Below are 13,042 nucleotides of genomic sequence, written 5' to 3'. Positions count from 1 at the left end.
AGGGAAGCAGGGGCGACAGTGCGCGAATACCGTACGGAGGAACTGGCCGAGGCGGCCGGCATCCCGGTCCGCACCCTGCGCTTCTACCGCGAGCGCAAACTGCTCCCGCCGCCGCGCCGCGAGGGCCGCATCGCCTGGTACGACGACCACCACCTGGCCAGGCTGCGCACCATCGCCGCCCTGCTGGAGCGCGGCCACACGCTCGGCGGGATCGCGGAGCTGACCGCCGCCTTCGAAAACGGCCGCGACGTCAGCCAGCTCGGCGAGCTGCTCGGCATCGGCTGGTCGCAGGAGACCCCGGTCCGGCTGACCCCCGAGGCGCTGGCCGACTACTTCGAGGGCGAGGTCACCCCGGAGAACCTGGCCGCCTCGCTCGCCCTCGGCTACCTCGCCACCGACGGCGACGAGATCGTGCACGTCAGCCGCCGCCTGCTGGACGTCTCCTCGGCCCTGGTGCGCGAGGGCGTACCCCTGGCGGCCGTCCTGGAGACGGGCCGCCGCGTCCGCGAGCACGCGGACGCGATGGCGGCCCTGTTCACCGAGCTGATCTCGGCCCACCTTCCCCAGGACGCCCTCCCCCGCCTGCGCCCCCTGGCCAAGAGCGTGGTCGAAGCCGAACTGACGATGGCGATGGACCGCCTGCTGGCATCCGGCTCGGGTCACACGCCGAGCTCGTAGACGACCGTCACCGGCGCGTGGTCGGACCAGCGCTCCGGGTGCGTCTCGGCCCGCTCCACGAACGCCTTCACGGCCTTCGCCGCCAGGCCCGGGGTGGCGACCTGGAGGTCGATGCGCCAGCCCGCGTCGTTGTCGAAGGCCCGCCCGCGGTAGGACCACCACGAGTACGGGCCCTCGGTGTCGGGGTGCAGCTCGCGCACGACGTCCACGTACCCGGCCTCGTCGTAGACCTTCCCGAGCCACTCCCGCTCCTCGGGCAGGAAGCCGGCGTTCTTGCGGTTCGTCTTCCAGTTCTTGAGGTCGGCTTCCCGGTGGCAGATGTTCCAGTCGCCGCAGACCACGACCTCGCGGCCGTCCGCTGCGGCCCGCGTCCGCACCGCCCGGAGGTAGGTGTGGAACTCCGCCATGAAGCGGTACTTCTCCTCCTGCCGCTCCGTCCCGGCCTCACCGGACGGCAGGTAGAGGCTGGCGACGGTCACGCCGGGCAGGTCGACCTCGAGGTACCGCCCGCTGGTGTCGAACTCGTCACTCCCGAACCCCACCTGCACGCGCTCGGGCGCGCGCCGGGTGTAGAGCGCGACCCCGGCCCGCCCCTTGGCGGCGGCCGGCGCGAACACGGTGTGCCAGCCCCCGGGGCTGCGCACCTCGTCCGGGATCTGCCCCTCCTCGGCCCGTACCTCCTGAAGGCACACCACGTCGGCGTCGGATCCCTCGAGCCACGCCCCGAAGCCCTTCTTGGCGGCAGCGCGGATCCCATTCACATTCACGGAGGTCACAGTGAGCATCCCTGCACCATAGCGGCAGGCTTCCGTACGCTATTCGAATGTCTCACGGTATAAACCTCCGCCCCGTGCCGTACGACCACCCGGACGCGGTCAAACTCAGTGACCAGGTCCAGCTGGAGTACCAGGCGCGGTACAACGACGCTGAGGGCGACGCCACCTTCCTCGACCCCGCCATGTTCCTCCCGCCGCAGGGCCTCTACCTGCTGGCGTACGACGCCGCGGGCGCACCGGTCGCCAGCGGCGGGTGGCGCGGCCAGGAGCAGAACGACGAGGGCTATGCGGACGGCGACGCCGAGCTGAAGCGCATGTACGTCATACCGGAGGCCCGCGGCCTGGGCCTGGCCCGCCGGATCCTGGCGGTCCTGGAGGACGACGCCCGCGCGGCGGGCCGCACCCGCATGGTCCTGGAAACGGGCGACCAGCAGCCGGAGGCGATAGCCCTCTACCTGTCCTCCGGCTACGCCATGTCCGCCAAGTTCGGCCACTACCGCTTCCACGACTCGAGCCGCTGCATGGCAAAGCCGCTCCGCTAGCCCTCCCGTCCGGCCCCGCAGGGGCCCTACCGCGGGAGCCAGGCGGCCCGGTCCGCGCCCCAGCGGGACGGCCCCCGCCCCCAGTCCCCGAAGGGGCTCGCCGCGTACCGGAGCGGTCCGTACCCCGAGTCGGCCTCGCGGAGCCACGGCGCGGCCGTGTACCCCGGTGCGCCGGGCCCGGCCGCCGGCACCTCCCTGACCAGCCACGACCCCGTCCCGGCCAGGGAGAACCGCAGGGCCCGCCCGCCCCCCGACGCCAGCGCCCGCAGGACACCGGCCGCGACCAGGTACCCCGTGCCGTGGTCGAGCGCCTGCGCCGGCAGCACCCCGGGCGCGCCGTCCGGACCGGCACACCGGGCGGCGATCCCGTAGCCCGCCTGCACCAGCGAGTCGAAGCCCCGCCGCCCGGCCCACGGCCCGTCCCAGCCCCAGGCGCACAGCTGGGCCACCACCAGCCCCGGCCGCCGCTCCAGCAGCTCCGCCGCCGCGAGCCCGTGCCGCTCCAGCGCGCCCGGCCGGTATCCGGTCACCACCACGTCCGCCCCGGCCAGCAGCCCCTCGAACACCGCCCGGTCCGCCGCCGCCGTGAGGTCCAGCAGCGCCGACCGCTTGCCGAAGCCGGTGTCCGCGTAGGTGTCGGCCGCCTCCGGCAGCCCCGGCGCGTCGATCCGGAGCACGTCCGCGCCCAGCAGCCCGAGCGTGCGCGTCGCGACCGGCCCGGCGATCACCCGGGTCAGGTCCAGCACCCGTACCCCGGCCGCGGGCAGCCCCGCGGGGGCCCGGCCGAGCGTCCGGCCCGGCGCCCCGGACTCCCGTACGGTCTCGACCAGCGGCCGCGGGTCGCCGTACTCCCGCGCCACGGCGACCGCGAGCCCGCCCTCCCCGTACACGCGCTCCTGCACCTCGACGGCCGTCCGGCCCGCCACTGCGGCCCGTACCGCCTCCGGCGCCGCGGACGGCAGCCGCAGGGCCCGTACCAGCGCGGCCTCGTGGTGCGGATAGTTGGCGTGGGTGCGCAGCCAGCCGTCCGCCGTCCGCCAGAAGCCGGACAGCGGCGCGAAGTTCACCGGCTCCCGCCCCCGCACCCGCAGGTGCCGCTCGCTGACGAAGGCCGTCGCGACCGCGCCCTCGTCCACGACGGGCGGGACCGTGTCGCCGGCCCCGCCCCCGGCCCGTACGGCGGCCAGCTCCGCCGCCGCCAGGGCACACGCTCCGACGGCGGCCCGCGCCAACTCCCGCACGGGCAGCGGCCCCTGCCCCAGCCCCGGTGTCCCGCGGTACCGCACCCGCCCGGCGAGCTCCGGAGCCCCGCCGAGCGCGTCCCACGCCTGTGCCGTCGCGCCGTCCGGCTCCCCTGTGATCGTCATGGGCCCATTCAACCCGCTCAACACCCCTGCGACGAAGGTCGCTTCGACCGTTTGTGCGGATCCCGTCCTCGAAAGCGGCCCACGGCAGAGGGGCCCGCCCGATCGTGGGATCGGACGGGCCCCTCGGTGTGCTTACGGGTCCGTCAGGCGGTGAACCAGCCGTTCAGGTCGGCGATCACGTCGGCGGAGCCGGTGTTGTTGTAGAAGGTCACCCGACCGTCCACGACCGGGACGACCACCAGGTTGGAGACCGTCTGCCCGGCCAGGAAGTTGAGGTTCGACACGTTCGGACGCGCGACCCCGTGGGGCTGGACGATGAGGTGACCGTCCTGGGTGGGGCGGGTGACGGTGACGTTGAGGACCACCGCGGTCACCCCGGTCAGCGGCACGCCTTCGACCCCTGCGACCTGCAGGCTGACGATGCCGCCCTGGCCGACGGCCCCGGCGCGGGCGCCGGTCCCGTCCCGGGTGTCGAGCAGCCGCACCGGCGAACCGGCGGAGAACGCCGACCCGCTCGCCGAGTAGTAGCCGGTGACATCGGCGATCAGGTCCACCGAGCCCGAGTTGTTGCGCAGGTCGACCTTCCCGTTCACCACCGGCACGGTCACCAGGTTCGGCACGACCTGCCCGGCGGTGAAGTTCAGGTTCGACACCCCCGGCGCCGCCTGCCCGTTCGGGTAGACGGTCACGTGCCCGGCCTCGGTCGGGTGGACGGCGGTCACGTTCATGACGACCGCGGTCACCCCCGCCGCCGGGACGCCCTTCACACCGGCCACCTGGAGGGTGACCACACCGCCCGGACCGACCCGGGCCTTGGTGGCCCCGGTGCCGTCACGCGTGTCCAGGAACCGCGACGGCGTGATCGGCGTCAGCGCCGAACCGGTCGCCGCCTTGTCGGTGAAGTAGCCCGTGACGTCCGCGATCAGGTCGACGTACCCGGCGTTGTTGCGCAGGTCCACCTTCCCGTTGACGACCGGGACGGTCACCAGGTTGGGCACGATCTGCCCCGCGGAGAAGTTGAGGTTCGACACCGCCGGCTTCGGCTGCCCGTTCGGGTACACCATCACGTGTCCGGCCTCCGTCGGGTGGACGGCGGTCACGTTCATCACGACCGCGGTCACCGCGGTCGCCGGGACGCCCTTCACACCCGCGACCTGCAGCGTGACGACACCCCCCGGACCGACCCGGGCCTTCGTCGCCCCGGTGCCGTCACGCGTGTCCAGGAACCGCGACGGCGTGATCGGCACGAACCGGCTCTTCGCCGGGGTCGCCGCGGCCGTCACCGTGTACGCCTTGGGCAGGTAGCCCGGGGAGGGCACTCCGCTGGTGTACCCGATGCCGTCGAGGACCACGTCGTACGTGCCGGCCGCCAGCCCGTTGGTGTTGACCAGGACGGTCAGCGCGGTGCCGTCGGCGTTCACGGAGAGGGGCTTCATGAACGTGGCGTCCGTGGTGTCGGACTTCAGCTTCACCTTGGTGCCCAGGGTGAGCCCGGTGCCGCGGATGACGGCCTGGGTCTGCGTCCCGGCGGCGCCGGTGGCGGGGCTGATGGACGTCGGCAGCTGGGCCGGCGGGAGCGTGCAGCCGAATCGGCAGACGCCCTGGATGCTGTACTCGACCGGCGTGGCGGCCTTGGAGGCACTGAGCATCAGGAGGGCTTCGCCGGCCTCGCCGTTGTTCGTGGCCATGCAGTCGCCACCGAACCTGTTGTGGTACTGGGTGCACTGGTACCCGAGGTACGAGCTGTTCCACTGAGTGGCGCTCAGCAGGTTCACGCTCGGGTGGCTGCCGGTGGTGGAGCTGCTGTTGCCCACCACGTCGAAGGACTGGCCGGGCTTCACGCCGATCACGGCGCAGTAGGCGGTCGAGGATTCCGAGAGCACCCCGCTGCGCGCCGAGAAGCCGTCGACCGAGACCCGGTTGGCGGCGCACTCCGGGGCCCAGCCGGCTGCTGTGGCGGCCTTCCACGCGTCCACGTCGGTGTGGATCGGCTTGTCCCGGTACCCCGAGGCGAGCACGATCGCCACGTACGAGGTCGAGCCGGTGACCTGGCAGGAGACGCCCCCCTGGCGGCAGACGTGCTTGCCGTCGGCGTCGACGGCCATCAGCAGGGTCGAGGGCTCGTACCTGGGGTTCCCGAGCGTGCGCGAGCTCAGCCAGAACCTGTCCGAGGCGGCCCCCGCGACCCGGACGCAGCGGGCGTCGAGCGCCGAGGTCAGGTCGAAGGGCGTGGACTGGCCGCCGACCTTCGTCGAAGCCGGCACGGTGCAGTTCGCGGTCGCCGAGACATCGCGCCGGACCAGCTTGTACGTGTCGGACTGCCACCCCGAAGGGAGCAGCATCGCGGTGTACGGAACACCGGCGGCGAGCGGGCAGATGGTGGTGGTGCCGCCGGCCGTGTTGCACGCCACGGTGCCGGCCGGATCGACCAGCTGGACCGAGGCGTTGACGGTGTTGGCGAGATTGGCGTAGTCGAGCATCTCGGCCGTGGAGTGCGCGTTCGCCGGCACGCTCAGGCACACCTGGCGCACCTCCGGGGACAGCGAGGCCTCGGCTCCCCAGGTGCCGTCGAATCCGGTCTGCCGCCATGCGGTGCAGCCCGCGGTCTCTTCGGTCCGGTGGATGACCAGCGCGAACGCCTTGGACGCCTCGCCACTGAGCACGGCGCGGAACGGGGCCGTGCCGGTCAGCTTGCAGACCCGGTACCCGTATCCGCCGTTGTCGCACTGCTGGGCGCCCGACGCGTCGTAGACCTTCGCTCCGGTGCTGGTGCCTTCGGCCGGCGGCCGGTTGAGCAGGTAGACGCCCTTGCCCGTGGCGGTCGGCAGGGTCAGGCAGAGGTGCTGCCCGGGCCCGCCGAAGGTGCCGGTGGCCGGGCCCGCCGCCAGGCCGTTGTCGTGGGTCGCGGTGCAGCCCCGGGTCTCCTTGGCGGAGAGGAAGGCCATGCCGAAGGCTCCGGCCTCGGTGCTCCGGGGGTCGACCGCCCAGGTGTAGTCGCCGGGGGCCAGCTCACAGGCTCCCTGCGAGCAGCCCGCGACGAGCGCGGTCCCGTCGGCCGCGAACAGCGCGCCGTACGGGACGGCGCCGGCGGCGACGGGCCCGAAGGTGTAGTGCGCGGCCTGCGACACCCGCAGGGTGCGGCAGCGCGCCGTGGAGGTCAGGTCCGGGGACGCACCGAACGCCTGCGGCTCGACGACCGCGCAGCCCTCCGGCTTGGAGAGCCGGGCCGCGGTGACGTCGTACTCCTCGGCAGCCCCTGAGCCCTGCAGCACCGACATCCGGTACGGCGCGGTGCCCGTGAGCTTGCAGTCGAGCGTGTCGCCCTCGCGGTTCCGCGAGGTGCAGATCTCCTTGCCGGTGGCGTCGTAGACCGTCTGCAGCACCCGGTAGGTGGAGGCGTAGGTGCGCAGTACGTCGTTCGCGGCCAGGTCCGGCGTGTAGCAGTCGCCCGCCGAGCCGGCGGCCAGAGAACCGTGGAACACGGTCGGGGCGCCGAGCTTGCGGTCGGCGGCGCCGACCGGCTTGCAGACGGTGCTGGTGAGCAGCGGGACGTACCCCGCCGAGACGTCGTTCTGCGAGCCGCTCTGGTCCGAGACCTCCAGCTTGTAGGTGCCCGCCGTGCCCGTCGCGCAGCGCATGGCGCCGTCCGCGTAGCCGGAGCCGAGGAGGTTCTCACAGGTGACGGCGGTGCCGTCCGGCGCGATGAGCCGGTAGTTGGCCCACCCCGTGTGGAGGACCTGGTACAGCACCACGTCCTTCTGCTGCGGCAGCGTGAGCGTGAAGGAGGCCGTCTTGTACGGCTCGATCGTGCAGTTGGCGGTCGTGTGCGGTGCGAGGGCGGCCGGGCAGGCCTCCGCCGCGTCGCTCTGCGCGAGCGCCCGCACGGCGGCCTCGCGGTCGGCCTTCGGGTCCGCCTTCGGCGGGGCCTGGGGCCCGGCCTTGGCGGGCGAGGTGGGCTCGGTCTGCGGTGAGGCGGCGGCCTCGGGCGGCGCCGCCGCCGCGAACGCGGATCCGGTCGGGCCGGTGGCCGCGGTCAGTACGGCGAGCAGCAGGGCGCCGGCGGCAACGGCCCCGCGGCCTCTCCCCCGTCTTCTGTCCGCTCTTCTGCCAATGGGCAGCAAGCTCATGAACCCCCCAGTTCAAGCAGGCCCGACCCCGGTGACCATCACGGGAGTTACGGGCAGGCGGAGTTTAGCCGCCGCGGGCTGGGGTAACGCAGGGGGTTTACGCGTGAGTACGTACGCACGGGGAAAGCAGAAGATCCCGCCCGATCTTGCGATCGGACGGGATCTTCATCGTCTGTGGACCTGTGGGGATTTGAACCCCAGACCCCCTCGATGCGAACGAGGTGCGCTACCAGACTGCGCCACAGGCCCTTGCGACGTGTGAAACATTAGCATCCCCGCGCGGGTGGTCCAAAACGCGTATCCGGGAGGGTCCGCGCAGGTCACCGATCACTCGTTCGCGGCGCGCGGGCGGTCTTCGCTCTCGTACTGGTCGAACAGGGGGGTGCGGCCCCGGTCGCGGCCGCGCGGGCGCGGGGTGCTCGGGGGCTTCGACTCCTTCTTCGGGGCGGGGACCGCGGGCTGGGCGCGCAGCCGGGGCTCCGTCGGCTCGGCCGTGCTGGAGCGGGTGGCGCTCCAGGCGTCCGGCGCCGCCGGTCCGGTGGCGCGCGGGGCGACCGGGGCCGTCACGTACGTGGGCAGCGGGACCGGGACGGGCTCCCAGCTGTCACCGCGGGCGGGGCCGCGCTCGCGTTCGCGCTGCTGGTCCACCCACTCCGCGTGGTCGGTCTGCTCGACCAGCGCGCGCCGTCCGGCCTCCTGCGGGGAGACCGGTGGCGCGGGGTCCGGTTCGGCGCCCTCGCCCGCGGTGCCTTCGGGGTGGCAACGGCGCTGGCGGTTCTCCCGCAGCTGCCGGGCGGCGGCCTCGGCGCGCCTGCGGTCCATCGTGAACTCGTAGCGCCGGCGCTCCTGGACCCGCAGGTGCACGATGTACGAGCTCAGCAGGAGGGCGGGCACGGCCGGGGCCCACAGGAAGCGCAGCCCGCCGACCGCGGCGACGACCGCGCCGAGGGTGAACACGAGGAACAGGAGCGCGGTGGTGCGGCGGCGGCGTGCGAGGACCTGGAGGCGCTGTTCGCGCCGGGCCCGCTCCGCGCGCTGCTCCCGCTCGGCGGCGGCCGGTCTCGGCTCCGCCCTGGTCGGGGGCACGACGACGGCCCGGGCGTCGGCGTCCACGGAATTCACCGTTTCCGTCGCGGCGTCCGGGTCCGCGTGGGGCTGGGGCTCCGCCTGCTCGTCACCGCGCTCACGCAGTCCCTTGGCGTAACGGCGCTCCATTCCCGCCCGGCCGGAAAGCAGCCGAATGGCAGTGGAGAAGCGTTCCGTCGGACGGGCTTCGTTCAGCTCGTCCTGCCTCCGGAGCCACATGGGCACCAAGTAGGCGGCCCAGGCCCCGACAATGACTGCGTAGATGAGGCCGCTGCTGCTCACACCTCACACCGTAGAGGGGTACGGGCGAGGGGATCGGCCAATTGGGCCGGTGTGTCGCGCGATCTCGCTGATATCACGGACTTTTTTTGTGACTCTTCGGATCAGGTTATGGGCGAATCGGTTCCGTTCGGGTCTCAATTCGAACGGATATTCGCTTTTTCATTTCGGCGGGGACTTCGCATGGCGTGCCCGGTGCCATCGCCTCAGCAGACCCTCCGGGACCTCCTCCGCAGTGACCGCGTAGACGAGGTGGTCGCGCCAGGCCCCGTCGATGTGCAGATAGCGCGGCCGCAGCCCCTCCTCGCGCAGGCCCAGCTTCTCCACCACCCGGCGGCTCGGCCCGTTCTCGGGGCGGATGCACACCTCGATCCGGTGCAGGCCGACCTTCCGGAAGCAGTGGTCCACCGCGAGCGCGACCGCCGTCGGCATCACACCGCGGCCCGCGACCTCGCGGTCCACCCAGTAGCCGATGTGGCCCGCGCACATCGAGCCCCAGGTGATCCCGGCGACCGTCAGCTGGCCGACGAGGCGGCCCTGGTACTCGATGACGAACGGCAGCATGCGGCCGGCGTTGGCCTCCGCCCTCAGGTGGCGCACCATCTGGCGGTACGTCGGCCGCTGGATCACCGGCCCCCACGGCGCGGGCGGCGGAATCGTGGCCTCCCACGGCCGGAGCCACTCGCGGTTGCGGCGGTTGACCTCGCGCCACGCCTTCTGGTCCCGCAGCTTTATCGGCCGGAGCGTGACATCGCCGTCCGTCAGGACGACCGGCCAGGAGGGGCCGTTCAGCTCGCGCTCCCGGAAGGCTCCGCGGGTCTGGGATGGTCGCCGCCGCGGATCTGGTCCACGGCGTGCGGCAGGATCCGGGACAGGACGGCGAGGCCGTCGCGCACCCCGCCCGTCGAACCCGGCAGGTTGACGATCAGGGTGTGGCCGGCCACGCCCGCCAGGCCGCGGGACAGGGCCGCGGTCGGCACCTTCGCCAGCCCTTCGGCCCGGATGGCCTGCGGGATGCCCGGAACCTCGTAGTCCAGCACCCGCGCCGTGGCGTCCGGGGTGCGGTCGGTCGGCGAGATTCCGGTCCCTCCGGTGGTCAGGATGACCTCGTACCCGGCGGCCACGCCCTCCCGCAGCGCCTGCTCGACGGGATCGCCGTCGGGGACGACCCGGGGGCCGTCCACCGCGAAACCGAGCTTCTCCAGCGCCTCGGCCAGCAGCGGGCCGCCCTTGTCGGCGTACACGCCCTGCGAGGCCCGGTTCGAGGCCGTGACCACCAGGGCCCTGCCCGCGGAAGCGGGTACGGGCGCCACCGGCGCGGGCTCCGGAAGGTGGCTGTGGCTGTGCACCTCGCCGCCGCGCGGGGCGTTCACGAGCGCGCCCAGTCGCCGGACTTTCCGCCGGTCTTCTCCTCCACCCGCACGTCCGTGATGACCGCGCCCTTGTCCACGGCCTTCACCATGTCGATCACGGTGAGCCCGGCGACCGCGACGGCCGTCAGGGCCTCCATCTCGACGCCCGTACGGTCGGTCGTCTTCACGGTGGCGAGGATCTCGACGGCGTCGTCGGCGACCTTCAGGTCGACCTTCACGCCCGAGACGGCCAGCGGGTGGCACAGCGGGATCAGGTCGGGGGTCTTCTTCGCACCCATGATCCCGGCGATCCGCGCGGTGGCGAGGGCGTCGCCCTTGGGGACGCCCTCGCCGCGCAGCAGCTCGATCACCCGGGGGGAGACGAGTACCCGCCCGCTGGCGCGTGCCGTCCGGGTGGTGACGTCCTTCTCCGAGACGTCGACCATCCGGGCCGCCCCGGCCTCGTCGATGTGGGTGAGCCTGCTCTCGGTACTCATCGCTGTGCCGCTCCGCTCTGGGCCCGGGGGGCCTGTGTGGTGCGACACACGCTACCCGCACCGGCCGGGCTTCAGCCGAGCAGGACCACTTCCAGCTCGCTCCCGGGCTCCACCGAGGTGACGTCCTCCGGTACGACCATCAGCGAGTCGGCGTGGGCCAGTGCGGCGATCAGGTGCGAGCCCGATCCGCCGACCGGGCTGACCGTCCCGCTCGCGGCGTCGTACTTGCCGCGCAGGAACTGCCGGCGGCCGGCCGGGGAGCCCAGCGCCTTGTCGGCCTTGAGCACCGCCCGTACGGACGGACGGCCCACCTCGGACTCCGGCAGGCCCATGAGCGCCCGGATCGCGGGGCGCACGAACAACTCGAAGGAGACGTACGAGGACACCGGATTGCCGGGCAGCGCCAGCAGCGGGGTGTGGTCGGGGCCGATGGTTCCGAAGCCCTGCGGCTTGCCGGGCTGCATGGCGAGCTTGCGGAAGTCGATCCCGCCGCCGGCAACGTCCTCGGCGGCCGCGTCGCCCGAGCCGACGGAGGAGAGCGCCTCCTTGACCACGTCGTAGGCGCCGACGCTGACCCCGCCCGTGGTGACGAGCAGGTCGGCCCGGATCAGCTGGTCCTCGATGGTGGCGCGCAGGGTGTCGGCGTCGTCCGCGACGGCGCCGACCCGGTAGGCGATGGCCCCGGCGTCCCGCGCGGCCGCGGCCAGCGCGAAGCTGTTGGAGTCGTAGATCGTCCCGGAGGCCAGCGCCTCGCCCGGCTGGACCAGCTCGCTGCCGGTGGACAGGACGACCACGCGCGGGCGCGGCCGCACCCGTACGGTGCCCCGCCCGATGGCGGCCAGCAGGGCGATCTGCGGCGGCCCGAGAACCGTCCCGGCCACCAGGGCCAGGTCACCGGCCTGTACGTCGCTGCCGCGGGAGCGGACGTGCGCCCGGGCCTCGGCGGGGCGGTGCACCCGCACCTCGCCGCCCGCGCCCTCCGGGGCGGCACTGGCCGGGATCATCCCCGAGGCCGCGCCGCCGCCCGTGCCGCCGTCGGTCCACTCGACCGGTACGACGGCTTCCGCGCCGGGCGGCAGCGGGGCGCCGGTCATGATGCGGGCGGCCTCGCCGGGGCCCACGGTGGGCAGCTCGCCGCTGCCCGCCGCGACGTCCCCGACGACCGTCAGCACCGCGGGGAACTCCTCGCTCGCGCCCTGGACGTCGGCCGTACGGACGGCGTAGCCGTCCATGGAGCTGTTGTCGAAGGGCGGGAGGGCGACGGGCACGGTGACGTCCTCGACCAGGACACAGCCCTGGGCGTCGAGCAGCTGGAGCTCGATGGGCTCCAGCGGCCGGACGGTGGCGAGGACGTCCGCGAGGTGCTCGTCCACGGACCACAGACGGTGGCCGGTGTCCTGCGGTGCGGAACTGCTCAAGGTGCTACATCTCCTCCGTGACGTAACGGTGAAGCCAGGTGCGGAACTCCGGGCCCAGGTCCTCGCGCTCGCACGCGAGGCGGACGATGGCCCGCAGGTAGTCGCCGCGGTCGCCGGTGTCGTAGCGGCGGCCCCGGAAGACGACTCCGTGCACCGGACCGCCGATGGTCTCGTCGGCGGCCAGCTTCTGCAGGGCGTCGGTGAGCTGGATCTCCCCACCGCGGCCCGGCTCGGTCTCCCGCAGTATGTCGAAGATCGCGGGGTTGAGGACGTAGCGTCCGATGACCGCGTAGTTGCTGGGGGCGTCCGCGGGCTCCGGCTTCTCGACGAGGCCGGTGATGCGGACCACGTCGTCCTCGTCGGTGGCCTCGACGGCGGCGCAGCCGTACAGGTGCACGTTGGCCGGGTCGACCTCCATGAGGGCGATGACGGTGCCGCCGGTGCGGGCGTAGATGTCGGCCATCTGACGCAGCAGCGGGTCGCGCGGGTCGATGAGGTCGTCGCCGAGCAGGACGGCGAAGGGCTCGCGGCCGACGTGCGGCTCGGCGCACAGCACGGCGTGGCCGAGGCCCCGGGGGTCGCCCTGGCGGACGTAGTGCATGGTGGCCAGGTCGCTGGACTCCTGGACCTTCTTCAGCCGGTCGTCGTCGCCCTTGGCGGTGAGGGCCGACTCCAGCTCGTAGTTCCGGTCGAAGTGGTCTTCGAGAGCGCGCTTGTTACGCCCAGTGATCATGAGGACGTCGTCGAGCCCGGCCGCCACGGCCTCCTCGACCACGTACTGAATGGCCGGCTTGTCCACAACGGGGAGCATTTCCTTCGGGGTCGCCTTGGTCGCCGGAAGGAAGCGAGTACCGAGGCCCGCAGCCGGAATCACGGCCTTCTTGATCACGGGGTGCAACATAGTCATGCCCCGAACGATA

General features: G+C 73.0%; 11 protein-coding genes and 1 tRNA gene. 2 read left to right on the top strand and 10 right to left on the bottom strand.

Going from position 1 to position 13,042, the window contains the following annotated elements; all coding sequences use genetic code 11:
* The first annotated feature begins 18 nt into the window (after positions 1–18).
* Positions 19–678 carry a MerR family transcriptional regulator gene (locus tag ACIPUC_RS28650; protein WP_446593207.1) on the top strand — a complete coding sequence of 220 codons (660 nt, stop codon included), beginning with the start codon at positions 19–21 and terminating at the stop codon, positions 676–678.
* Here ACIPUC_RS28650 and ACIPUC_RS28645 read toward each other — a convergent pair.
* Complete coding sequence (locus ACIPUC_RS28645; RefSeq protein ID WP_446593205.1) at positions 660–1,463, bottom strand: exodeoxyribonuclease III; 804 nt, start codon at positions 1,461–1,463, stop codon at positions 660–662. The two genes, ACIPUC_RS28650 and ACIPUC_RS28645, sit on opposite strands and share 19 nt — an antisense overlap.
* Positions 1,464–1,501: 38 nt before the next feature.
* Here ACIPUC_RS28645 and ACIPUC_RS28640 point away from each other — a divergent pair, with 38 nt between their 5' ends.
* Positions 1,502–1,996 carry a GNAT family N-acetyltransferase gene (locus ACIPUC_RS28640; protein WP_446593203.1) on the top strand — a complete coding sequence of 165 codons (495 nt, stop codon included), beginning with the start codon at positions 1,502–1,504 and terminating at the stop codon, positions 1,994–1,996.
* 26 nt (positions 1,997–2,022) lie between these two features.
* Here ACIPUC_RS28640 and ACIPUC_RS28635 read toward each other — a convergent pair whose 3' ends face one another.
* The 9 genes from ACIPUC_RS28635 to galU all read right to left on the bottom strand — a co-directional run bounded on the left by ACIPUC_RS28635 (position 2,023) and on the right by galU (position 13,029).
* Positions 2,023–3,363: a CoA transferase gene (locus tag ACIPUC_RS28635; protein WP_446593202.1), complete on the bottom strand. Its 1,341-nt coding sequence runs from the start codon at positions 3,361–3,363 to the stop codon at positions 2,023–2,025.
* 143 nt (positions 3,364–3,506) lie between these two features.
* Positions 3,507–7,490, bottom strand: a complete 3,984-nt coding sequence (locus tag ACIPUC_RS28630; protein WP_446593200.1) for a hypothetical protein — start codon at positions 7,488–7,490, stop codon at positions 3,507–3,509.
* 175 nt (positions 7,491–7,665) lie between these two features.
* Positions 7,666–7,739 (bottom strand) — tRNA-Ala (locus ACIPUC_RS28625).
* A 78-nt stretch (positions 7,740–7,817) separates the two neighbouring features.
* Entirely contained in the window at positions 7,818–8,858 is a 1,041-nt protein-coding gene (gene sepX, locus ACIPUC_RS28620) for a divisome protein SepX/GlpR (RefSeq protein WP_446593199.1), read from the bottom strand.
* Between the two features lie 159 nt (positions 8,859–9,017).
* Complete coding sequence (locus ACIPUC_RS28615) at positions 9,018–9,647, bottom strand: GNAT family N-acetyltransferase (protein ID WP_446593382.1); 630 nt, start codon at positions 9,645–9,647, stop codon at positions 9,018–9,020.
* Complete coding sequence (locus tag ACIPUC_RS28610; protein ID WP_446593381.1) at positions 9,644–10,168, bottom strand: MogA/MoaB family molybdenum cofactor biosynthesis protein; 525 nt, start codon at positions 10,166–10,168, stop codon at positions 9,644–9,646. The genes ACIPUC_RS28615 and ACIPUC_RS28610 overlap by 4 nt, the downstream gene beginning before the upstream one ends.
* A gap of 56 nt (positions 10,169–10,224) precedes the next feature.
* The gene (moaC, locus tag ACIPUC_RS28605; protein WP_362591752.1) at positions 10,225–10,704 is read right to left on the bottom strand and encodes a cyclic pyranopterin monophosphate synthase MoaC; all 480 of its coding nucleotides are present in this window, start codon (positions 10,702–10,704) and stop codon (positions 10,225–10,227) included.
* A gap of 71 nt (positions 10,705–10,775) precedes the next feature.
* Positions 10,776–12,122, bottom strand: a complete 1,347-nt coding sequence (glp, locus tag ACIPUC_RS28600; protein WP_446593197.1) for a molybdotransferase-like divisome protein Glp — start codon at positions 12,120–12,122, stop codon at positions 10,776–10,778.
* A gap of 4 nt (positions 12,123–12,126) precedes the next feature.
* Positions 12,127–13,029 (bottom strand): UTP--glucose-1-phosphate uridylyltransferase GalU, encoded by a 903-nt coding sequence (gene galU / locus ACIPUC_RS28595; protein WP_446593195.1) that lies wholly within the window; start codon positions 13,027–13,029, stop codon positions 12,127–12,129.
* Positions 13,030–13,042: the final 13 nt, after the last annotated feature.

The organism is Streptomyces sp. LARHCF249 (genome assembly GCF_052871255.1).
Note: the sequence above shows the minus strand (reverse complement) of the source record. Positions and strands in the feature narration are given on the sequence as shown.

Excerpts from the sequence above, each read along its gene's own strand:
- ACIPUC_RS28630 (WP_446593200.1), bottom strand. The coding sequence starts at position 7,490 with ATGAGCTTGCTGCCCATTGGCAGAAGAGCGGACAGAAGACGGGGGAGA.
- ACIPUC_RS28640 (WP_446593203.1), top strand. The coding sequence starts at position 1,502 with ATGTCTCACGGTATAAACCTCCGCCCCGTGCCGTACGACCACCCGGAC.
- ACIPUC_RS28645 (WP_446593205.1), bottom strand. The coding sequence starts at position 1,463 with ATGCTCACTGTGACCTCCGTGAATGTGAATGGGATCCGCGCTGCCGCC.
- moaC (WP_362591752.1), bottom strand. The coding sequence starts at position 10,704 with ATGAGTACCGAGAGCAGGCTCACCCACATCGACGAGGCCGGGGCGGCC.
- ACIPUC_RS28635 (WP_446593202.1), bottom strand. The coding sequence starts at position 3,363 with ATGACGATCACAGGGGAGCCGGACGGCGCGACGGCACAGGCGTGGGAC.
- galU (WP_446593195.1), bottom strand. The coding sequence starts at position 13,029 with ATGACTATGTTGCACCCCGTGATCAAGAAGGCCGTGATTCCGGCTGCG.